This is a genomic window from Candidatus Phyllobacterium onerii (assembly GCF_028331445.1).
Classification (GTDB): domain Bacteria; phylum Pseudomonadota; class Alphaproteobacteria; order Rhizobiales; family Rhizobiaceae; genus Phyllobacterium; species Phyllobacterium onerii.
This window is the reverse complement of sequence record NZ_JAQMHX010000006.1, coordinates 322,523-344,414: the sequence shown is the minus strand read 5'-3', so window position 1 is coordinate 344,414 and position 21,892 is coordinate 322,523. Positions and strand designations below refer to the sequence as shown.

21 protein-coding genes are annotated in these 21,892 nt (G+C 57.7%); 7 read left to right on the top strand and 14 right to left on the bottom strand.

Annotated elements, in window-relative coordinates; genetic code table 11:
- Window positions 1–439 precede the first annotated feature (439 nt).
- Complete coding sequence (locus PHA01_RS16395; protein ID WP_271897283.1) at window positions 440–3,151, top strand: alpha/beta hydrolase family protein; 2,712 nt, start codon at window positions 440–442, stop codon at window positions 3,149–3,151.
- Between the two features lie 219 nt (window positions 3,152–3,370).
- Here PHA01_RS16395 and PHA01_RS16390 read toward each other — a convergent pair whose 3' ends face one another.
- The 4 genes from PHA01_RS16390 to ftsE form a co-directional block, all read right to left on the bottom strand.
- Window positions 3,371–4,150 (bottom strand): lysophospholipid acyltransferase family protein, encoded by a 780-nt coding sequence (locus tag PHA01_RS16390; RefSeq protein WP_271897281.1) that lies wholly within the window; start codon window positions 4,148–4,150, stop codon window positions 3,371–3,373.
- Between the two features lie 61 nt (window positions 4,151–4,211).
- Entirely contained in the window at window positions 4,212–4,910 is a 699-nt protein-coding gene (locus tag PHA01_RS16385) for a YdcF family protein (RefSeq protein ID WP_271897279.1), read from the bottom strand.
- Between the two features lie 105 nt (window positions 4,911–5,015).
- Window positions 5,016–6,014 (bottom strand): cell division protein FtsX, encoded by a 999-nt coding sequence (locus PHA01_RS16380; RefSeq protein ID WP_417020977.1) that lies wholly within the window; start codon window positions 6,012–6,014, stop codon window positions 5,016–5,018.
- Window positions 6,007–6,630 carry a cell division ATP-binding protein FtsE gene (ftsE, locus tag PHA01_RS16375; RefSeq protein ID WP_245426436.1) on the bottom strand — a complete coding sequence of 208 codons (624 nt, stop codon included), beginning with the start codon at window positions 6,628–6,630 and terminating at the stop codon, window positions 6,007–6,009. Before ftsE ends, PHA01_RS16380 begins: the two co-directional genes overlap by 8 nt.
- A gap of 223 nt (window positions 6,631–6,853) precedes the next feature.
- On the opposite strand from ftsE, the gene PHA01_RS16370 reads away from it, so the two are divergent.
- Complete coding sequence (locus PHA01_RS16370) at window positions 6,854–7,207, top strand: hypothetical protein (protein ID WP_271897277.1); 354 nt, start codon at window positions 6,854–6,856, stop codon at window positions 7,205–7,207.
- 58 nt (window positions 7,208–7,265) lie between these two features.
- Window positions 7,266–7,802: a hypoxanthine phosphoribosyltransferase gene (gene hpt / locus PHA01_RS16365; RefSeq protein ID WP_271897275.1), complete on the top strand. Its 537-nt coding sequence runs from the start codon at window positions 7,266–7,268 to the stop codon at window positions 7,800–7,802.
- Between the two features lie 160 nt (window positions 7,803–7,962).
- Here hpt and PHA01_RS16360 read toward each other — a convergent pair whose 3' ends face one another.
- The 4 genes from PHA01_RS16360 to argH form a co-directional block, all read right to left on the bottom strand.
- Window positions 7,963–10,533 carry a TIGR02302 family protein gene (locus tag PHA01_RS16360; protein WP_271897273.1) on the bottom strand — a complete coding sequence of 857 codons (2,571 nt, stop codon included), beginning with the start codon at window positions 10,531–10,533 and terminating at the stop codon, window positions 7,963–7,965.
- A 289-nt stretch (window positions 10,534–10,822) separates the two neighbouring features.
- Window positions 10,823–12,088, bottom strand: a complete 1,266-nt coding sequence (gene lysA, locus PHA01_RS16355) for a diaminopimelate decarboxylase (RefSeq protein ID WP_271897271.1) — start codon at window positions 12,086–12,088, stop codon at window positions 10,823–10,825.
- Between the two features lie 9 nt (window positions 12,089–12,097).
- Entirely contained in the window at window positions 12,098–12,283 is a 186-nt protein-coding gene (lptM, locus tag PHA01_RS16350; RefSeq protein WP_112523509.1) for an LPS translocon maturation chaperone LptM, read from the bottom strand.
- A 79-nt stretch (window positions 12,284–12,362) separates the two neighbouring features.
- Window positions 12,363–13,763, bottom strand: a complete 1,401-nt coding sequence (gene argH / locus PHA01_RS16345; protein ID WP_271897268.1) for an argininosuccinate lyase — start codon at window positions 13,761–13,763, stop codon at window positions 12,363–12,365.
- A 35-nt stretch (window positions 13,764–13,798) separates the two neighbouring features.
- Here argH and tlpA point away from each other — a divergent pair, with 35 nt between their 5' ends.
- The gene (gene tlpA / locus PHA01_RS16340) at window positions 13,799–14,479 is read left to right on the top strand and encodes a thiol:disulfide interchange protein TlpA (RefSeq protein WP_271897267.1); all 681 of its coding nucleotides are present in this window, start codon (window positions 13,799–13,801) and stop codon (window positions 14,477–14,479) included.
- Window positions 14,480–14,500: 21 nt separating this feature from the next.
- Here the strand turns inward: tlpA and PHA01_RS16335 are convergent, their stop codons facing one another.
- Window positions 14,501–15,019, bottom strand: coding sequence for a gamma-glutamylcyclotransferase (locus tag PHA01_RS16335; protein WP_271897264.1), 519 nt, complete (start codon window positions 15,017–15,019; stop codon window positions 14,501–14,503).
- A 114-nt stretch (window positions 15,020–15,133) separates the two neighbouring features.
- Between PHA01_RS16335 and PHA01_RS16330 the strand changes: the two genes are divergently transcribed.
- On the top strand, window positions 15,134–16,243 hold the full coding sequence (locus PHA01_RS16330; protein ID WP_271897262.1) for a DUF2125 domain-containing protein: 1,110 nt from the start codon (window positions 15,134–15,136) through the stop codon (window positions 16,241–16,243).
- Window positions 16,244–16,258: 15 nt separating this feature from the next.
- Here the strand turns inward: PHA01_RS16330 and PHA01_RS16325 are convergent, their stop codons facing one another.
- From PHA01_RS16325 to hisC, 4 genes are all read right to left on the bottom strand, one after another.
- Window positions 16,259–16,558: a type II toxin-antitoxin system RelE/ParE family toxin gene (locus tag PHA01_RS16325; RefSeq protein WP_271897261.1), complete on the bottom strand. Its 300-nt coding sequence runs from the start codon at window positions 16,556–16,558 to the stop codon at window positions 16,259–16,261.
- A complete protein-coding gene (locus PHA01_RS16320; RefSeq protein ID WP_271897259.1) occupies window positions 16,555–16,815 on the bottom strand; it encodes a type II toxin-antitoxin system ParD family antitoxin in 261 nt (86 codons plus the stop codon). The genes PHA01_RS16325 and PHA01_RS16320 overlap by 4 nt, the downstream gene beginning before the upstream one ends.
- 93 nt (window positions 16,816–16,908) lie before the next feature.
- Window positions 16,909–17,841, bottom strand: a complete 933-nt coding sequence (locus PHA01_RS16315; protein ID WP_271897257.1) for a prephenate/arogenate dehydrogenase family protein — start codon at window positions 17,839–17,841, stop codon at window positions 16,909–16,911.
- A gap of 145 nt (window positions 17,842–17,986) precedes the next feature.
- Window positions 17,987–19,093, bottom strand: a complete 1,107-nt coding sequence (gene hisC / locus PHA01_RS16310; protein WP_271897255.1) for a histidinol-phosphate transaminase — start codon at window positions 19,091–19,093, stop codon at window positions 17,987–17,989.
- A gap of 132 nt (window positions 19,094–19,225) precedes the next feature.
- Here hisC and metX point away from each other — a divergent pair, with 132 nt between their 5' ends.
- The gene (gene metX, locus PHA01_RS16305) at window positions 19,226–20,413 is read left to right on the top strand and encodes a homoserine O-acetyltransferase MetX (RefSeq protein WP_271897253.1); all 1,188 of its coding nucleotides are present in this window, start codon (window positions 19,226–19,228) and stop codon (window positions 20,411–20,413) included.
- Window positions 20,410–21,024: a methionine biosynthesis protein MetW gene (gene metW / locus PHA01_RS16300; protein ID WP_209999420.1), complete on the top strand. Its 615-nt coding sequence runs from the start codon at window positions 20,410–20,412 to the stop codon at window positions 21,022–21,024. The genes metX and metW overlap by 4 nt, the downstream gene beginning before the upstream one ends.
- A 93-nt stretch (window positions 21,025–21,117) precedes the next feature.
- On the opposite strand, the gene PHA01_RS16295 is transcribed toward metW, so the two are convergent.
- Window positions 21,118–21,885 (bottom strand): class I SAM-dependent methyltransferase, encoded by a 768-nt coding sequence (locus tag PHA01_RS16295; RefSeq protein ID WP_271897251.1) that lies wholly within the window; start codon window positions 21,883–21,885, stop codon window positions 21,118–21,120.
- Between the last annotated feature and the right edge of the window lie 7 nt (window positions 21,886–21,892).

Sequence of the window (21,892 nt, the reverse complement as noted above, 5' to 3'; positions counted from 1 at the left end):
CAGCGCGTTCGCATAATCTAAAGAAGCTCCATCTCACGATGGAGCTTTTTTTATGCCCGGTGTTGTTTCAGGACTAGTGTTCGGCGGCCTTCACGATCCGGAGGTTGCGCTCCCTGACGCCGCCCTCTCCGTCATCCTCGGGCTTGACCCGAGGACCCACACTTCGTGCAGAAGGAAGAACTCAACGCTGCAGTTTGGACATTCCCAAATGGGTCCTCGGGTCATCCGCGGGCTAAACCCAGGGGACGAAGATGACGGAGAGGTGGCTTTTACGCCTGAGAATCTCCCTTGAGTCCCAAACTGGCACGATCATTGCTTACATGATTGATGCGGGCATACATGTCCCGCAGCCGCATGATTATTTGCCATCTCATATTTTTTGTCATTTCACGGTCGATTATTTTCAAAATACGACCTCCAGTTGAGGGAATTATTTACAATGACGCAATGGTTGAAACCAGGCACGCGCTTGGCGTGCAGACTTGCACAAACAGCGTGCATATCGGCACTACTTGCTGCTACTTTATCAGGCTGCAATGAGGATAAGACATCATCCGACACGACATTCGATGTGCCGGCGGTAAAAACCGTTGTTACGGCAGAGGTCCCCAAGGACGAGCCGGTCAAAGGTACAGTGACTGTTGGCAAGCCAGCACAGGACCCGGTAACCACCGGCGGCTTTGCCATTCCGCTGGCCACAAAGGTCGGGCGCTTTACCGAAATCGCCCCTGATACCGCTGGCGGGGCGACGTTCCGGTCATCGCCGGAGATGGACTATGATCTCGGCAATCTTGTTGCGTCGGTGGCAAATGATCTAACCTCGGCTAGTGACGATAAGTTTTTCATCTCTCAGGTTGCCGGCTGGATACGCTATCCGCAGGACCCCAAGCCGCTTGCACCAAAAGGACGCTTTCCTGTCATTGTCTTCGAGCACGGCCAACATTCGCCGTCCGACCCCAGTTACAAAGGTTATGACTATCTCGCCGAGGAACTGGCGAGCCACGGCTATGTCGTTCTTTCAGTCGACGGGAATGCGATCAATGGTAATTGGGGTGGAGATAAACAAGGTCAGGCACGGGCACAATTGATCCTCGGTACGCTCGATCGTTTGCAGCAGATTGACGAGCTCGGTCAGGTCGACGAATCGGGGGAAGCCGGACCGCTCAATTTCCTGAAAGGCAAGCTCGACTTCACCCGCGTCGGTATCATGGGCCATTCGCGCGGCGGGCAAGGTGTCTCCAACGCCATCAAATACAATCAGACCCGGGTGGGGGTCAGTCCGGGCGATCTGAAAAAAGCGTTGGAGGACCATCCCGATTTCTTCGCGAACGACTATCCGGATCTTGTCGCTGCAGTAACACCCGCAACGACGCAACCGGTCGTCACGCCGGCTGTCGCGAAAATCGAGAAAGTCGTGCCGGCCCACTTCGATGAGGCAAAGTTCAAGATCGCCTACGAGAAATCCAAAGAAACGCCCTTGGTCGGCGGATTATTGCCTGACGCCGAAGCCACCAAAGCTTTACTGCTCTCCGGTCAATTTCCCTTGGGTGGCTTTTTTCCCGATTTGCTAGCAACGGTCATACCTGCGACCACGGAAATGGTGGAGAAGGAACCAACGGTCAGCATCGACGAGGCAAAGTTCAAGACCGCCTACGACAAATCTAAAGAATCGCCACTTGTCGGCGGATTATTGCCTGACGCCGAAGCCACCAAAACCCTACTGCTCGCGGGTCATTTTCCCTTGGGCGGCTTTTTTCCCGATTTGCTGGCCACGATCATACCGGCGATCATCCAGCCGGTAGCAGAAGATAATTCGAACGAAAATAATGAAGAAACCCAGTCGAATGATAGCGCGAAAATGACGTTCGAGGACGCGGTCAAAAAATACAATATCTTCTATGCCGCCGGCCGGGAAACCATCCCGCCTTACGATTTCAAGGGCGCATTCATGCTCGCGCCGATGGACAATAATGGCAATCTTGGCGTCAACAATGTACCGCTCGCCAATTTGCTGCCCACATGCGATGGCGATGTGAGCTCCCTCTATGGCGCAAGATCGTATGACCACAACCGTTTCGGCCCAATCACCGATACGGCACCGCGCTATCAAATCCAGGTCTTTGGTGCCAACCACAATTTCTACAATACCGAGTGGTGGGAGGATGATTTCGACAGCGGCGGAACATCCTATTGCGCGGACGATCGGCCTGGCTCTATTCGCCTGAACCGGGTCGATCAGCGCCGCGGCGGCAGCTTTCTCATCAATTCCTTCATGCGTTATCATGTGGGCGGGGAGCAAAAATTCGCAGCATACTGGAATGGCACTGCGCAATTGCCGGGTGCCGCCTGCCCCTCGACGGACGGTCCATGTGACGAACGTATCGTCCTGACTGTGCAAAAAGGCGCGCCCAGCCGCAAGCTCATCGCACGTTTCGCGCGCGATGAGAGTGCAACCGAGAATGAGTTTGGCGGTGCGATCACCTTGAAGGGCTTTGATGCGTCCGCGCGCTGTGAGATGCCAATTGGCCCGTCATACTTAGTGCCAGGATTTTGGTACGCAGCGACGAAATATCCGATCGGCGATTGTTTGCCTGGCCTGCTACCTGGGTTCGAATACGGTGATGGTGGCATGCTTTCCATTGCCGACCATCTCGAACTCGCCTGGTCAGCCAAAGAACCCTCCGTCGTCACCGACCTCAAGGGCCTTTCCGCCAAGGGCATGGATTCACTCACCTTTCGCATCGGCGTGGTACGGCCCATGGGCCAGGAGGTTGAGGTGACGCTGACAGACAGCGCCGGCAGGACAGCAATGCTAAAGGCAAGCGATTTCAGCAATGCAACCTACAACGCGCCACGGAAAAAGTCCGATGAGGAACCGGCGGTTACGCATCTGGACGGGGGCGAAGACAAAAAGGCTACAAGCATTCCGATGGTCGATCATCCGGATGATTCACCCTTCGCCGATGGTCAAGTAAAGATCCTCATGAACATGGTCGCCATCCCGCTCAAGGCCTTCGAGGGCATTGACCTGACTAGCTTGAAAGAGCTGAAACTCGTCTTCCCCAAGGAGAGCGGCAAGGTGGCCATCACCGATATAGAACTGCAGAACCTTGGCCGGGAGAAACCTTCGCAGAAGCTCGCCAAGCAATAGCGAACTGCTACCAGCGCATCGCTCCCCTTCTTGTCACCGCAAGGAGGGGAGACAGGTAATTTGGACAGAACTTGCACTGGGTCTGTTGAGATTCGCGCTATGACGAGCCGAAAACGGTGGCTTTCGAGCACCGGAGCGTAGCGTACTTTAAGGTACGTGAGCACCGGAGCGCAGAGAAACGCCGTTTGCAGGCCGTCAGAGCGCGAATATCGACGGACCCTAGACGCCGAGTTCCTTCAGCCGCCTGACTGCCGTTGGCGGCATGGGCGGCGGATTGTCCGACTTCGCCGCTTCGATCAGGATCTCGTCGCAGGCCGCTTCGGTAACCTCTTCGAGCTTTTTCAAAAACGCGTCATTGTCGAGTCCTGGCTGGATCGGCGGCAAAATGCGGCAGCGGATGACGCCGGGATAGCGCATGAACTTGCGGCGCGGCCAGTAGAGCCCGGCATTGTGGGCGATCGGAACGACGGGAACACCGAGTTCGCCATAGATATGCGCGACGCCGTATTTGTAATGCGGCGGCGCACCCGGCGCGGTCCGTGTGCCTTCAGGATAAATCATCAGCTGCCGCCCTCCGGCGACAGCTTCGCGCGCACCCCTGACAGCCACTTTCATGGCCGCGGAACGCTTGCCGCGATCGATCGGCACCATTTTCATTTTCTGAATGTACCAGCCGAACAGCGGAATCCAGGTCAGCTCGCGCTTGAGGATATAGACCGGGTCGGCGATGTGCGGCAGGAAGGCATAGGTATCCCAGAAGGATTGGTGCTTCGGCGCACATATATACGGACCATCCGGAATATTCTCCAGCCCATCGATGTGGACGTCTGCGCCGACGATCACCTTTTGCAGCCACAGATTTGATTTCGCCCAGTTTTTCGGAACGCTCCACGCTTGCTTGCGCGGGCTCAAGAAATAATAGGGCGTGAAGATGATCATCCGGATGATCAAATTCAGATAGAAGAGTGTGTTGAAGGCGATTGATCGAATGATCGTCATCTGAGTCTCGGGACGGTTGGCCTTGCGCCTTCGTATACTAATGCCGCGATGCCGTGAACTCTCAAAAAGTCTTCGCGCCAAGCTTGAGCCCGAACAGGCTATCGGGGAGATGCGAGCGAACTTCAGCACCAAGATATTTCATATATTCGACCAGAAGCACCCGCACCACCAGGCCGCGGGAAATCCAGTCGCCGTCGCGCAGGTTCGTGTTGATGATCGGATAGGGGATGAATTCGATGTCCTGCGAGACGCGCCGGAGTTCCACCATCGTGCGGGGAATATGGTAGTTGTTGGTGACCACGATCACCCGCTTGTACTGGTTTAAATGGGCCCACTTGACGCTCTCGGCCGCATTGCCGACCGTGTCCAGAGCCGAACGGTCGATATCGACGCAGCATTCGAACAGGGTGGCGTCACCGCCGGTCACGCGCTGCAATTCATTGCGATTGGTCGTTGGATGCACGCCACTGATGAACAGGCGCTCGCCGCGCTTGTTCTTGAGGAGATCGAGCGCCCCTTCGATGCGGGAATAACCGCCGGTCAACACGATTATCCCATCGGCAGGCCGGGTAAGGTCCGGTGCCTCTAGGGTCGTGACGCGATCGGCGAAAAGAATGAACCCGCCGATGAACAGGACAAGACCGAGAACGCAGGCGATGAATAGCGGCAGCACGATCCGTCTGCGGATGAAGGCGAGCAGCCGTCCGCCGCGCGTAGTAGCGATCTGATCTTGCTGGTTGCTGTCGTTTGCGCCGTCCATGATGGATTAAAAATGCCTTGTTCGAGGTTTGTTCTTGTTCTGGTCAAAAAGAGCGCTGGGCCTCAGCCTTTTTACAATCCGGATATTAAAATGAATGAAATGGCATCAGGTTTCGTGACTTTCGCCGCTGCGACCGTCAACCCGTCTTAAATGCGCTATGACCGTCATTCTCGTTGTAATCATGGTCAGGATGCTGACCGCCAATATGATGAGGACGACGCCCGTATAGCCGCCTGATCCAATGGAAAAATTGCCAAAGAGCGCCGTCGCCTGGTCTGCCTCGGGCGTCGCCAGATTATGCGACGACCACCAGCCGATACACAGGAAAATGATGATGGCAAGCGCGCCACCGCAAGCGGCGCCCTTGAGCGCCGTCCAGAAAAAATGCCGCTCGAACTGACGCGCAACGAAATTCTGGTCCGCACCGATAAAATGCAGAACCTCGATGATGTGTCCGTTGCCGGCCATCGCGCCACGCGTTGCGAAAATAACCGTCAGCACAGTCGCTGCCACAACGAGCGCAAGCACCGCCATGCCGATCAGGACCGTCGAACGCGCCATGGAAACGAGCCGGTCTACCCAGTTGCGATGATCGTCGAAACTGGCGCCCGGAACCTCCTTGACCAGCGCCGCGCGAATTGCAGCGAAATCCGGCGGCGAAGCTTCGTCGAGCGTGACGATCACCAGTCTCGGAACCGGCAGCTCGTCGATATCGAGACCGGTTCCAAGCCATGGCTCCAGCAGGCGCTCGGTCGCGGCACGGTCGATGATACGCGTCGATTTCACTCCGGCAAAACCCTGCGCAATGGCGCTCGCCTGATTGAGCAGCGCTTCCATGTCTTGGCCCTCGACCGGACGTATCTGGATAGTGGCCTCGGTCGAAATCTGGCTCTGCCACGTTGCGGCCGTCGACTGGACGAGACTGACGGCGCCAATGGTAAGGCAGGCGAGGAAGGTCATGATGGCGATGACGATCATCAGGGCGTGGCCAACGACATTGCCGGCTGGCACAATCGGCGCCTGCCCGCTCTTCGCTCGAAAGCGCTCCATGGCACGGCCAAACAGGTCGAGCGCCAGATATTTGATGCGGGCGGCGTCAATCATAAATGTCGAGCCTCCCCTGATCGAGGATCATGCGCCGCGCATTGATCTGGTCCATCAGCGTCAGATCATGCGTCGCGATGACAACCGCCGTGCCCGAGCGGTTCAGCTCGCCGAAAAGCCGCAGCAGGCGCCTCGCCAAGGGCGGATCGACATTGCCGGTCGGCTCATCGGCGAGCAGAATTTCCGGCTGATCGATCAAGGCCCGCGCGATTGCCGCACGCTGCTTCTCGCCGCCGGAAAGGACGGGCGGCAGCACATGCATACGCTCACCGAGGCCAACCCAGTCCAGAAGCTCTTCGACTTCGGCGCGATACGTCGCCTCCTCCTTGCCGCGCACACGCAGCGGCAGCGCCACATTCTGATAGGTCGTCATGTGGTCGAGCAGACGGAAATCCTGGAAAACCACGCCAATGCGGCGTCGCAACAACGGCATTTCCTTCGACGAGATCGTGGCTATATCCTTGCCAAAGACGTTGATCAGGCCGCGCGTCGGTTTCAGCGTCATGAACAACAGCCGCAGCAGTGACGTCTTTCCAGCACCCGACGGGCCGGTCAGGAACTGGAACGACCGCGGTGAAATATGGAGGCTGACATCACGCAGAACCTCCGGGCCCATTCCATATCGCAAACCGACATTCTCAAAGCGAATCAAGCGTACATTTCCAATCTCGTGTCCATGCGTGTTCTATTTTGTGCGGACGGATTTGGCCACCCATCAAACGCAGCCAGGCATCGGCCAAAACATTAATTTTTGTGGGATAGGCTGCCCCATGATTCGGAAAAAATTGTCTGCATGAGGGCAGACGATGCCAAAACCGTATTTTGCAAAGATCGATACAATGGAACCTAAAGATAATCTGAGTTTGAATGCTGTCCCTTCCATCGACAAAGGTGGTGCGGAGGATGTTGGTTTCGAGACACTGGCCCGCCGCCCTATGACCAAGGAGGCCGGGGCTGGGGCTGAGACATGGCAACGCCTGTTGCCCAGCGATGAAGCGATGACGATATTGCATGCGCGCGAAAGCGCGGAACTGAAGGGGCCGGGCTTCGGCTATTGGCTTGTCGTCGCGTTGGTTGCCGTCTCGGTCTTCTGGATAACCGGCGGCCATACCTTATTGTCCGGAACATCGCCCGCCGACGATCCGATGCTGACCACGGGTTCAGTCGGGCACAAGAACGAACAGGCGCGCTAGATTTCCAGGCGGCGATCGGGCTATAGCAGTTGCATATCGTTAACCGGAAAAAAACTGCATGCCAAAGGTCGGTGGAAAAACTATCGAGGTCCTTTTCAGCGCCGAGACGATCGCGGAGCGGAACCTCGAACTTGCCAAGGCGATCGTCGCCCGCAATTTCGAAAACTTGCTGGTGATCTCGATCCTCAAGGGATCTTTCATCTTCGCCGCAGACCTCATCCGCGCCATGCACGATGCGGGAGCGGAACCGGACGTGGAGTTCATAACGGTATCGAGCTATGGCAAGGGCACGGAAAGCACCGAAGTGCGCTTGCTTCGCGATATCGACAGCGATGTGCATGGCCGCGACGTGCTTTTGATCGACGATATTCTCGAATCCGGAAAAACGCTGAAATTCACCCGGGAACTCATGCTGGAACGCGGCGCGCGCAGCGTTTCCATCGCGGTGCTGCTCGACAAGAGCGTCAAGCGCAAGACCGATATCGAAGCCGATTTCAAAGGTTTCGAATGCCCGGATTATTTCGTTGTGGGATACGGCATGGACGTTGGCCATTCGTTCCGGCAACTGCCCTATGTGGGTGTGGTCGCGGATTAGCTCGACGTCCCTACCCTCCCCCTTGTGGGGAGGGACGAACCGCAGGTTCGGGGAGGGGTCTTGCTTGCTGCTATAAAAAAAGCCCCTCCCTGCTGCTTCGCAGCTTCCCTCCCCACAAGGGGGAGGGTATGGCGCCAAACCTTATGCAACTGCGCTAAATTCAATCAAACTTCAGCAATCTCTCCAGATAGTCTTTTTCCATCTGAGGGCTCAGCGCATTGCCGAGGCGCTTGCGGATTTCGTCCAGGATTTCGCGTGCCCGCTGAATATCCAGGTCTTTGGGGACGATATTCTTGGAGTCGTCGAAGAAATCTCCCCTGGACCGTTGCCGTCCCAAGGGATCGAGCCTGCCATTTTGTTGCTGCTGTCCATTGGGCCCGCCGGTCTGGCCTTCCTGACCCATGGCCTGTTGCATCTGTTTCATCATGTCCTGCCCGCCGCGGCGCAAGGCATCGAGCGCATTGCTCTGCCGGTCAACCGCCTGGCCGCCATCCGCATCGCCCAGCGCCTTTCCTGCCTGGCCCATGGACTTGTTGGCATCGCCGAACCCTTCACCGGGATTGATGCCGAGCCCCTTCAAATCCTTCATCATTTGCTCGAGATCAGACTGCAGCTTGCCCTGGCCTTCCTGCAGGCCGCGCAGCGCCTTGGCGATATCCTCTTCGGACATCTGGCCTTGCTGCCCTTCCTGGCCATTTTGACCCTGCTGGCTCTGGCCCTGGTCCTGCTGCATGCCATTCTGACGCTGCTGCTCAAGCCGGTTGGTCTGGTTCATCATCTCCTGCTGGCGCCGCATCAATTCGCCCAGCTTATCCATCTGCTGTCGCATCTGGCCTTGCTGGCCCTGCTGGTTTTGCTGCTGCTGGCCCATCTGCAGATTGTTCATCATGTTTTCGAGTTCGGAAAGCAGTTGCTGCGCCTGATCCTTCGATCCCTGCTTGGCCAGATCCTCGATGCGGTCGAGCATGCGGTTTATATCCTCCTGCCGCAGTTCCATCGCGTTAGGATTAGGCATTTGAGCCATATTCGGGTTTTTCTGGGCTTTCTGGGCAAATTCACGCAGATATTCGTTCATGGCGCTGCGCAATTCTTTCATGCGCTTTTCGATTTCTTCCTGGCTTGCACCCTGTTCGATCGCTTGCTTCAAGGCCTCCTGTGCCTGACGCAGGCGTCGCTCGGCGTCCGAAAGGGCGCCGTCTTCGATGCCGCGCGCGACTTGCCACATATAGGCGACGACGTCGCGCAACTGGTCGTCGCTGCGCGCCAGATTGAGCCGCGAGCGTACGCTGCGCAAAGCGAGGTAATGAGATGCGTTTTTGATGGTCTCTTCCGGCCAGATGGTGATTGCATCCAGCATATCGAGCACTTGCGGCTTGGCATTGGCGTTGAGCGCCAGCATGCGACGCTGTTCCACGACAGCCTTGGCCAGCGGGTTGGCGAAGGGGCGTTCGGGCATGACGAACGTCTTGGTCTCGCTTCTGGCTTCCTGTTTCGCATCGTCGGTTGCGACCAGGGTCATCCGAATTTCGGAACCAGCCCATGGATGCTCGGTGAGATCCTTGGTGGTCGTGGTTTCCTTGGGCTGATCGCCGCGCCGCGGCAGAGCCAGAGGCAGGTCGGGCGCCTTGAAGAGCGGTCGCGCATCCTTGTCGGCAGGCAATGCCTGCTCGATTTGCGCTACCGCGCTCGATGCGCCGTAATCATCCTTGATTTCGTAGGAAACCTCCATCGTGCCATTCGCGGCACTGGAAGGATCCTTGGTGAAACGGATGGACGGCGGCTGGTCGGGCGTTATTGAAAACGCCCATTCGGCAAGCGGGTTACCATCATCTGACAGGCTAACCGTGCTGTTGGCACCGATCGGTAGTTCGAAATTACGCGGCCGGGCTTTGGCGGTCGCTGGATTGTCTTCGGGCTTGCCTTGGTCTTTCGCCGCAATGTCTGTTGCCTCGCCGTCCATCGACGTCTGGGTAACCTTCTCCGATCCGCTGCCGCCGATGATGCGAACGATAAGCGTGCTGTCCTGCGGAATGGTGAACTGTTTTTCTTCCGTATTGGCTGCCGCTGTCAGGAAGAGCGGCGCACGTCCGGTATAGCGTGGAGGCGTTACCCAGGCGTCGATACGGGGGGGAATGGCTTCGCTCTTGCTATGACTGCGGAATGCATCGTTGATGCGGCCGCCGAGCGGCCCACCGGAAAAGGCAAAGGCGACGACGAGAAGTAGGCCGACAATGCCGCGTAACGCCCAGGGATCGCGTTCCGGAATACGGGTTTGCGGCAGGCCGCTCTTCAAATGCTGGATGCGCTCGGCCATGCGCTTGCGATGTTCGTCCCACAGCGCCTGAGCAAACGGATCGATGCTCTTGTTGACGAGCTCTTCCGACTGGATGGTGATCGGCTGGTGATCGAGCGTGTTGACGCTTTCCAGCCGCTGGCTGATTTCCGAGTGATTGGGGAGGCGGAATCTCAGCAGGAGATAGAGGCAGAGAGGCAGAGAGAGAACAAAAAGCCCGAGCAGTGCCAGTCGCAACGGATCCGGAACTATCCGGAAAATACCGAACCAGGACAGGCACAGGAAAACGGCAACCGAAAGCAGCAGCGGCAGTACCAGCGGCCACAGGCGTTCGAACACAACAGTCAACCATGTAGACAAACGGAGGCGATCGATACTTTTGAAAATATCGAACGTGAACCTTTCAGCGTCCCGTTTGTCGGGGTGTTGATCGGTCATACACACTCCATCTTGCCGGCATCGACGGTGCTGGCATCATAGAACAATACCATTCATCGTGGCAAAGGCGAGGCCTTGGGGTAAAAATGCGATCATAGTTTTGTGTAGAGGAGCAAGATGCCCCTCCCCGTCGCTTCGCTCCGTCCCTCCCCACAAGGGGGAGGGTCAGGCGCTAGCTCATACATCCCGGAGATTTGCATGTACGTACATCAAGGGTGCGACGGTCCTACCCTCCCCCTTGTGGGGAGGGAGGCTGCGTAGCAGCAGGGAGGGGTCTTTCTTAGGACTGCTATAGCCAGTCTGGCACCGAATCCAAGCCGATTAGCTCGTCATAGCTCGTCCTGGGCCGCACCACATGGAACCGGTCGCCGTTGACCAGAACCTCTGGAACCAGCAGACGCGTGTTGTAGGTGCCGGCCTGTACGGCGCCGTAAGCGCCTGCCGTTCCAATGGCGATGAGATCGCCCGGAGCGGGACGCGGCAGATCACGATCGAGGCCAAGATAATCGCCGGTTTCGCAAACGGGACCGACGACATCGCCGCGAATACGCGGATCGTTGGCCGCAGGTTCCTTGACCGGACGGATGATATGAAAGGCGTCGTAAAGCGTCGGACGGATAAGATCGTTCATGGCCGCATCGACGATGATGAAATTCCGCGCATCGCCTTCCTTGAGATAAATCACCTCGCTGACCAAAATACCGGCATTGCCGACGATGAGACGGCCCGGCTCGAAAATGGTCTTCAGGCCCAGAGGCTTGATATGTTTTTGCACGATTTGCGCATAGGCATCGGGCAGCGGTGGTGGATTGTTGTCGAAATGATAGGGAATGCCCAAGCCCCCGCCGAGATCGACATGCTTGATATCGTGACCGTCTGCCTGGAGCTGCGCCACCAGCTGCGCCAGTAGCCTGAAGGCATTGTCGAACGGCTCGAGATCGGTGATCTGGCTGCCGATATGCATGTCGATGCCGGTGACCCTGAGGCCGGGCAGCTTGGCGGCATGCGCATAGATCGTGCTGGCCTTTGCAAGCGGAATGCCGAACTTGTTTTCGGATTTGCCCGTGGAAATCTTCTTGTGCGTCTTGGCGTCCACATCCGGGTTTATGCGCAGCGACACCGGCGCAATCTTGCCGGCAGCAACCGCGCGCCCGGAGAGTATTTCCAGCTCCGGTTCGGATTCGACGTTGAAACAATGGATTCCGGCAGCCAGCGCATAATCCATTTCGCTAGGCTTCTTGCCGACGCCGGAAAAAACGATCTTGTTGGCCGGGATGCCTGCAGCGAGAGCGCGGCGCATCTCGCCCTCGGAGACCACGTCGGCGCCTGAACCGAGGCGAGCCAGCGTCTTCAGGACGGCCTGATTGGAATTGGCCTTGAGCGCGTAGGCGACGAGCGTATCCATATCGGCGAATGCCGCCGAGAAGACCTTGAAATGCCGCTCGATTGTCGCGGTGGAATAGCAATAGAAAGGCGTTCCGACCGCCTTGGCGATATCGGGAATGCTGACGCCCTCGGCATGGAGAACGCCGTCTTTATAGTCGAAATGATTCACGCAAAACGCCTAGATCAACGGGTCGAGGATGAAACGCTTGTCCTGAACCGGCGGTTTTTCCGTCTTCGGCTCGCCGGGCATCGTCGTTACGGAAGCCGGCGGCAGTTCAGGATCGCCCTTTCGGCCGCAAGCCGAAACAGCGCTTAAAATTGCAATCGACATCAGTATTGTCGTCAAAAAAGAACGGCTCGTCATAAGTTTGATCCCGAATGGCGTTTACTCTGTCTAGCGTATGAGGGCGCGCTTTGCACCCCCATCACCAGCCAATATTGTTTTAGAGCTTTGCGATACGCTTTTGCCAGAATTTGATCTGGCGGCGTACCTCACCCGGTGCCGTACCGCCATAGGATTTGCGGCTGCGCACCGATTTGTCGACGGTCAGATAACCGAACACCGCATCGGTGATGCCGGGGTGTATCGCCTGCAGATCCTCCAGCGACAGCTTGCCGAGCTCGGCTTTCTTCTGTTCCGCCAGTGCGACTGCGCGTCCGGTGACGTGATGGGCCTCGCGGAAAGGCAGGCCGAGTTCGCGCACGAGCCAATCGGCAAGATCGGTCGCAGTGGAATAACCGGAACCGGCCGCTTTTTTCATTGCGGCGGTGTTGATGGTCATGTCGCCAACCATGCCGGTCATCGCGGCAATGCATAATTCCAGCGTCTCGGCTGCATCGAAGACAGCTTCCTTGTCTTCCTGCATATCCTTGGAATAGGTCAGCGGCAGGCCTTTCATCACCGTCAGGAGACCGACCAGCGAGCCTGTGATACGCCCTGTCTTGGCGCGCACAAGTTCGGCAGCGTCGGGGTTCTTCTTCTGCGGCATGATCGATGAGCCGGTGGAGAAACTGTCGGACAGGCGCACGAACCCGAACTGCGGCGTCGACCAGATGACGATCTCTTCGGCCAGCCGCGACAGGTGCGTCGCGGTGATCGCGGCGGTCGAGAGGAACTCCAGCGCATAATCGCGATCCGAAACACTGTCGAGGGAGTTGCGGGTCGGCTCACGGAAGCCGAGCGCCTTGGCTGTCATATGCCGGTCGATCGGAAAACCAGTCCCGGCCAGCGCCGCAGCACCCAGCGGCGACTCGTTCATGCGGAGGGTGGCATCCCGGACCCGGCTCAAATCGCGGCCGAACATCTCGACATAGGCCATGCAGTGGTGACCGAAGGTGACGGGCTGCGCCGTCTGCAGATGCGTAAAGCCTGGCATCAACGTCGCTGCATGCTCCTCGGCACGCTTCAGAAACGCTTCGATCAGCTTCTTCAGCGCAACCGCCGTTCTCTCGAACTCCACCTTCACCCACAGGCGGAAATCGACAGCGACCTGATCATTGCGCGAGCGCGCCGTATGCAACCGCCCCGCTGGTGCGCCGATCAATTCAGCCAGTCTCGACTCGATATTCATGTGGATGTCTTCGAGCTTGCGCGAAAACGTGAATTTTCCCGTTTCTATCTCTGACAATATCGTGTTCAGGCCCTTTGCGATCTTGTCGTGATCGTCCGCCGCTATTATGCCGGTTTTCGCAAGCATGGCAGCATGGGCAAGCGAACCTTGAATGTCCTGGGCGTAGAGTTTCTGGTCGAAGCCGATGGAAGCGTTGATTTCTTCCATGATCGCGGCGGGACCCGAGGCAAAACGGCCTCCCCACATTTCATTGCTGTTCTTCTTGTCGGACATGGGTAGCGCCTTGGGTGAGAAGCGAAAAGAGTAAAATGACGGACGGCAACGAAACGCAGAAAACGCCACGCGACAACAGCAGGAAGATCATCCTGTCTGCAGCACTCGCAGGCATTCTTGCCGGTGCGGTTGCGGTATACGTGATGGAACGGCCTTCTGGCAATATTGTCGCCGGCACAAACCCGTCCGCCGATCAATGCGCTTTGAAAACCGCGGATGCCAAGAAGATAGACGGCGCCGCCGTCGGCGCCGTTGCGGCCATGCGCGGCGCGGACTCACCTCAATCCATGTCGGCTTTGACTTTCACTGCTCCCGATGGAAAGCCTGCCCGCCTCGGCGATTTCAAGGGCAAGACGCTTCTCGTCAATCTGTGGGCAACATGGTGCGTGCCATGCCGCGAGGAAATGCCGGCCCTCGATGCGCTCGAAACAAAAAAAGGAGGCGACAACTTCGAGGTCGTGACCATCAACATCGATACGGGCGACGACGAGAAACCGAAGGCGTTCTTGAGCGAGATCGGCGTCAAGTCGTTGCAGCTCTATCGTGATCCATCGATGGGCGTATTCAACGATCTGAAGCGGAAGAACCTCGCTTTCGGCCTCCCGGTGACGATGCTTGTCGACAAGGAAGGCTGCCAGATTGCCGCGATGAATGGTCCGGCCGATTGGTCCAGCGATGACGCCGCTCGTTTTGTCGATACGGCGACCGGGTTGTAAAAACGGCCAGCCGTCTTGGCTCTATCTGTCTACAGCCGCGACGACCGCCTCCATCCAGTGATCGCGGATCTTCATCTTGTGCATGTGCTCGAGCGTACTGTGCACATAGTCTTCGTTGCGGCCCGATTGACCCACTGAGCCGCGCACAGCCGTCGCGGCTTCGCTAACGGAAAGCCTGCCCGCATACTGAACATGGTTGCGGTCAACGATATAGGTCAGCGCCTCGACCTTGCGCCCGTCTTCGAGCCTTATTCCGAGCCGTCTCTCCAGATAGACGTTGGTGACCAGCTCGCGCTCTCGCAAATAGGCGACAACCTCGTCCTCAAGATCGCCAGGGACGCGAAACGCCATTCCAAGACAGGATCCGCCGCGATCAAGGCCGAGGACCAGGCCCGGTCGCTCAGGCGTTCCGCGATGCACATAGGAACGCACGCACAGTGCCCTTCGATAGCCGTGCAGTCGGGCGTGCAAGGTCTCCACATGTGCAAAGCCTGGCTTCCACATCAGAGAGCCATAGCCAAAGACCCAAAAATCGCCCATATCCGTCCTGATAGATTTGCCTGATAGATTTGCCTGAGAGACTGTTTGAGAATTCAGCCTGGCGAGTCAGTTGATGTGGTTTTCGAGACCCGGAGCGCAGTGGACATTTGGTCCATGAGCACCGGAAGCGCAGAAAATCGCATCAAATGGCCGTCGGGGTGGATTGTCAACGGTCTCTCCCTGACCGATAGCGAGACCCGCCCCATGCCGTCAAGCACTGCCGAAAAGAGCCGCAAGCCTTCGAGACTTCCGATCATCATCGGCGCACTGATTGTCCTTGCCGGCGTGATCTACACCGGCGGCTGGTACTATCTGGCCAATCAGCTGGAAAGCCGGGTCGCAACGAACATCGCGGCGTTCAAGCAACAGGGCATCGACGCCACCTGCGAAAACGCCAGGGCGAGTGGCTATCCCTTACGGGTTGGTCTCGACTGCTCGAAAGTCGGCTGGGTCGACCAGGCCAAAAACATATCCATCACCGCTGGCGGCTTTCGTTCCGCCGCCCAAGTCTATGACCCGCTGCAAATTGTCAGCAGCGTCGAAGGCCCTGCCGCAGTCGATGTGCCCGGCGCTCCACCCCTCGATGTGAAGTGGGAAAATCTCGCGACGAGCGTGCGGCTCGACAAGCCGCTTCCGAAACAACTGTCGATTGAAGGCAGCAATGTCATGGTGAATGAGCGCGGGAATGTGAGCAACCCTGTTCCGCTCGCCGTGATGCAGACCGGGAAACTTGAGTTCAACACCGCCCAACCGCAGATGGATATCGCACTATCCTTCGACAAGCTGAAGATCGCCGACAATATCGTCCTCGACAGGCCATTGCCGGAGTTGACGGCAGCTGCCGATGTCCAGCTTGCCAATGGTTTCGCGCTTCTGGCGAAACCCGAGCGTGACCTGTCGGTTCTGCGCGGCCAGACGGGAACGTTGCGAAAAGTCGAACTGTCCTTCGAGGATGGTAGCGGGATTGCTATTTCCGGTCCGTTTTCCGTCGCCGATGACGGACGCATCAGCGGTGATTTCAAGGTGACGATGCGCAATCCGGAAGGTGTCGCCAAGGTCATGCAGGGCATTTTCCCTGAGGCAGGCAATACGATTTCGACCGTTGTTCAAGCGATGGCGTTCGTTCCGAAAGACGCGAGCGGCGCGCCGACACTGCCTATCACGGTGAAGAACGGCAAAATGTCGGTTGGCTTTATCGGTATCGGACGGCTGCCCGCGCTGTGATTGAAGAATAGGGCATCAGTCGTCTTCAAACAGGAACCTTTCATAGTTCATCGCACTATTGAGGACACGCAAAACACTAACTGTGTCGCGACCTACAATATAAAATATCGCGTAGTTGCCATGAACCGCCCGTCTGATGCTTGTCCCCTCGTGGCGTGACAGCAATGGACAGGCTCCGGGAAAATCCCCGATAGACACGCAACGGGTGTGGAGTTCGTTCATAAAGGTCCATGCTCTTCGAGGATTGTCGTCCGCAATGTAATCGCCGATCACGAACAAGTCCTGGCGCGCTTCCTCCGTGAAAATAACCTTCAAAGGCCGCGTTCTTCCGCCATCTTGGCGTAACGCGCTTTCAACTCGTCAAAGACATCCTGTAGTGGCCGGACTCGGCCCGCCTCGACATCGGCCAAACCCCGCGCCAACGCAGCATCGAGTGCCGCCAAACGCTTTTCCCTCTCGTCAACGAGCCGGATACCTTCCCGCAGGACTTCGCTCTTCGAGTTGTACCGACCGCTTTCAACCAGCCGATTGAGAACGGATTCCAGATTGCCAAGTTCGACGCTTTGAGCCATTTGTCGCACCTCCAATAACCACTATATGAAGCTTCAATAATAGTTATCAAGTAAAATTTGGTGTGGCACTGCCAATGAACTGCCCTTTCGCCGTCACGTTGACGGCTGTCCTGCCTTCTGCCGACCAAAGTCCGGAGCATCCACTTCCTGACCCGCATCGATGATGCCGCGGCGGACGGCGCGAGTCCGCGTGAACAGATCGAACAGCGCATCGCCATCGCCCCAGCGAACCGATCGCTGCAACGAGGCGAGGTCCTCGGAAAACCGCGACAGCATTTCAAGGATGGCGTCCTTATTGTGCAGGCATACATCGCGCCACATGGTGGGATCAGATGCGGCCAGACGCGTGAAATCGCGAAAACCTGAAGCCGAATATTTGATGACTTCGGAGTTCGTCACCTCTTCCAGATCGCTCGCCGTGCCAACGATATTGTAGGCAATGAGGTGCGGCAGGTGAGACACGATGGCCAGCACACGGTCGTGATGCAAAGGGTCCATCGTGTCGAGCCGCGAACCGCAGGCTTCCCAGAACTTCGTCAGCTTCGCGATAGCGTCCGGGTCCGTACCCTCCAACGGCGTGAGAATGCACCAGCGGTTGATGAACAGATCGGCAAACCCGGCATCGGGGCCGGAATACTCCGTTCCTGCCAGCGGATGCCCTGGAATGAAATGCACATTGGCGGGTAGTTCCGGTTGCATCTGCGCAATCACCGAACCCTTGGTCGAGCCGACATCGGTGACGATGGCACCGGGCTTCAGCGAACCGGCGATATGCCGGGCCACCTCGCCTGACGAACCCACAGGTACCGAAACGATGACGAGATCGGCGTTCTTTACCGCCTCGGCGCTGTCGAGGGTGTAGTTATCGCCGAGGCCGAGCTCTTTTGCCCGAGCCAGTGTGGCTTGGCTGCGGGTGGAAATGACGATCTTGTCGGCAAGGCCCTCGCGCTTGATGACGCGCGCCAGCGACGAACCGATGAGGCCGATGCCGATCAGTGCGATTGTATCAAAATGAACGTCGGACATGTTTCTATGACCTGTAACTGCGCTGAGATTCGCGCTATGACGCGGCGAAAATGGTGGTTTTCGAGCACCGGAGCGCAGCGTACTTTAAGGTACGTGAGCACCGGAGCACAGGAAAACGCCATTTGCAGCCCGTCATGGTATGAATCTACTTTAAGAATTCGGAGAGTGCTGCGACCACGCCCAGATTGGCTTCTTCGGATCCAATGGAAAGGCGCAACGCGTTCGGAAATCCGTATCCCGTGACGCGGCGCAAAATATAGCCCTTGCTCGTCAGGTAAGCGTCTGCCTTCTCCGCCGATTTCGCCGGATCTTCGGGAAAGTGCACGAGAAGGAAATTTCCTACCGACGGCGTGACCCGGAGCCCAAGCCCGGTCAATTGTTCGGTGAGCCAGGGCAGCCACTTCTCGTTGAAAGCCACAGCATCGTTGAGATGCGCGCGGTCGCGTATCGCCGCAGCGCCGGCGACGATGGCCGCGGAGTTCAGATTGAACGGGCCGCGGATGCGGTTCGTCGCATCGATGATATGGGCGGGCGCAAACATCCAGCCGACGCGCAAAGCGGCAAGGCCGTATATCTTCGAAAACGTGCGGGTCATCACGACATTTTCGGACGATGATACCAGTTCGACACCTGACTCATAGTCATTGCGGCGAACATATTCCGCATAGGCGGCGTCAAGCACCAGCATGACGTTCTTCGGCAGCCCGGCATGCAGTCGGCGAACCTCTTCGAAAGGCAGATAGGTGCCTGTCGGATTGTTTGGATTTGCCAAGAATACGATCTTGGTGCGCGGCGTGACGACGCGCAAAATCGCATCGACATCGGCTTGCTCGTTCTTTTCGCTGGCAACGACCGGTACGCCACCCGCAGCCATGGTGGCGATCTTGTAAATGCCGAAACCATGCTCGGTATAGACAGCCTCATCGCCTGCAGCGAGATAGGCCTGGCACAACAGGCCGAGCAATTCGTCCGAACCATTGCCGCACATGATATTATCGACGTTCAAACCGTGGATATCGGCGATCGCCCGCTTCAGCAGGGTCGCCTGACCATCGGGATACATCTCCAGTTGCCCCACCGCAGCGCGATAGGCCTCCATCGCATGCTTGCTGGCACCGAGCGGCGTCTCGTTCGACGACAGCTTATGCACATTCTCCACACCGGGAGCGCTGTGCTTGCCAGGCACATAGGCGGCGATGTCGAGCACACCGGCTTTCGGAGTGGGGCGCATGTCTTGTCGTGTCGTTGTCATAATTGTTCGAGTCCGTAACGGGCAAAAGCACCGTGCGGACATAACTGCCAATGGGGCCAATGTCGAGAACAACTTGACTTTGCGCGAACTGCGACCATACCTACGCGCGATCACGCCCTCAATTGCGCAGACATGACGAAAATCAGCCGACCATCCGCTAAAAAAGCTCAGCAAAGCCAGGAAGCGACAAATCCCCACAGTCCGGTGGTGGATTTTGGCGCTGACAAGCCGTTGCACCTGGATAGCGGTGTATCGCTTTCGCCATTTCGCATCGCCTATCAGTCCTATGGCGAACTCAACGCCGACAAGTCCAACGCAATCCTCGTCTGCCATGCGCTGACAGGCGATCAGCATGTCGCCAATGTCCATCCCGTAACCGGCAAGCCGGGCTGGTGGGAGTTGCTCATCGGTCCGGGCAAGCCGATCGATACGGATCGCTACTTCGTGCTCTGTTCCAATGTTCTGGGTGGTTGTCTTGGCTCGACGGGCCCGGCCTCGATCAATCCCGAAACCGGCAAGGCTTACGCGCTGGATCTTCCGATCATCACGATAGCGGACATGGTGCGTGCGCAGGCGATGCTCATCGAGCATTTGGGCATCAAACAGCTTTTTGCCGTGATCGGCGGATCCATGGGCGGCATGCAGGTGCTGGAATGGGCGTCGAGCCATTCCGACAAGGTCTTTGCGGCCGTGGCGATCGCGACCGGTGCCCGCCACTCGTCGCAGAATATCGCCTTCCATGAAGTGGGCCGGCAGGCGGTCATGGCTGATCCCGACTGGAAGGAAGGCCGTTATCTCGAAGCCGGCACTGTCCCGCGCAAAGGTCTCTCGGTCGCCCGCATGGCAGCGCATATCACCTATCTGTCCGAGACCGCCTTGCACAACAAGTTCGGACGCAATCTTCAGGATCGGCAGAAACTGACCTTCGGATTCGACGCGGATTTCCAGATTGAAAGTTATCTGCGCCATCAGGGCACGACGTTCGTCGAGCGCTTCGACCCGAATTCCTATCTCTACATGACCCGGGCGATGGATTATTTCGACCTCGCCGCCGAACATGGCGGCCGGCTTGCCGATGCCTTCGCTGGATCGAAGACCCGGTTCTGCATTGTCTCATTCACCAGCGACTGGCTGTTCCCGACCAGCGAAAGCCGGATGGTCGCCCATGCGCTGAATGCGGCGGGCGCGTCCGTGTCCTTCGTCGAGATCGAGTCGGATCGGGGCCACGACTCATTCCTGCTCGATGAGCCCGAGATGTTTTCCACGATCACCGGATTCATCCGGTCGGCTGCGCGGGCCAAGGGGCTTTTGCCGTCATGAGTGTGAACGTCCATCCCCGCGTCGATTTTGCCGTCATCGCCTCGCTGGTCAAGCCCGGCTCGCGCGTACTCGACGTCGGCTGTGGCGATGGCGAACTGCTGGAGCTTTTGCAGAACACCAAGGATGTGGATGGACGCGGCGTCGAGCTCTCGCAAAAGGGCGTCAATGAATCGGTGGCACGCGGCCTGTCGGTCATCCAGGGCGATGCCGACAGCGATCTCAAATATTATCCGGATGGCGGTTTCGACTATGTGATCCTGTCGCAGACCTTGCAGGCGACCCGCAACCCGAAAAATGTCCTCACCGAACTTCTGCGCATCGGCGAAAAGGCCATCGTGTCATTCCCCAATTTCGGGCATTGGCGGGTTCGTACCTCGCTCGCGATCAACGGTCGCATGCCGGTCACCAAGGACCTGCCCTATAGCTGGTACGACACGCCGAATATCCACTTCTGCACCATCAATGATTTTGTCGACATGACCAAGGAAGTCGGCGCCGAGGTCGAGTCCGCCGTCGCGCTGAATGCCTTGGGAGAGCGCCTCGGATTCAACATGCCATGGGGATTCTGGAACCTCTTCGGCCAGCAGGCCGTGTTTCTGCTCAAGCGCTAGTGAACCCTGTTTGGGATTTGCGCAGGAATCCTCGAATCTCACATGAAGAGTTGCGATTCCGATGCAAGAATCATCGATTCCGCCGCAAGAATTTCAATCAATGCGGGTAATTTGATTGTGCCGACGCGAACTGGCGCTCGCCGTTCCTTGTGGCGAGAGCACGGGCACGAACACACGCCGCGACGAACGCTTGGCAACGGGCAGCCCCTGATAGATGCGTTTTTGCGCCTCAACGATCAATACGCCCGAAAACATTGGCCAAAACCGGCGGCCCACCCGTTCGAACAATGAGGAGGGCCGCATCATCGCTTTTCGCGATGACGGCGGGAAGAACAGAGCTTCGCCCCACGGTCCGGGCGTGAAGTTTGCCTCCCTCAGGAGACGCGTCAGCTGACCTCGGCTATAGGGGCGGCCGCTGCCGAAAGGCGTATGTTCGAACCTTGCCCATAGCCCGCGCCGGTTCGGAACGACGATGACCAGCCGGCCGTTGGGCGCGAGAACACGCCACATTTCCTTCAGTGTTTCGCGTGGATCTTCCGCATGTTCCAGCGCATGTACCATCAATACTCTGTCCACTGCGGAGTCGGGCAGAGGCAAATCCTCCTCAAATATCAATGCTGTAGCGGATGGCTCGACAGGCGGCCAGCTGGCGGCGCCCTGCCCGGCCGGCATGAAGGCGAATGTGCGTTCCGTATCGCCGCGGAACCGGTCGAGGTAAGGTACGGCGTAGCCGAGACCAACGAGCCGCTCGCCCGGCAGCTTCGGCCAGAGGGGCACCAAGGCCATCGTAATGGAGCGCTCGGTCAGATGGCCGAGCGTTGAAGCGTAAAATGAGCGAAGATCGATGATGTCGAGATGCATGGCCGCA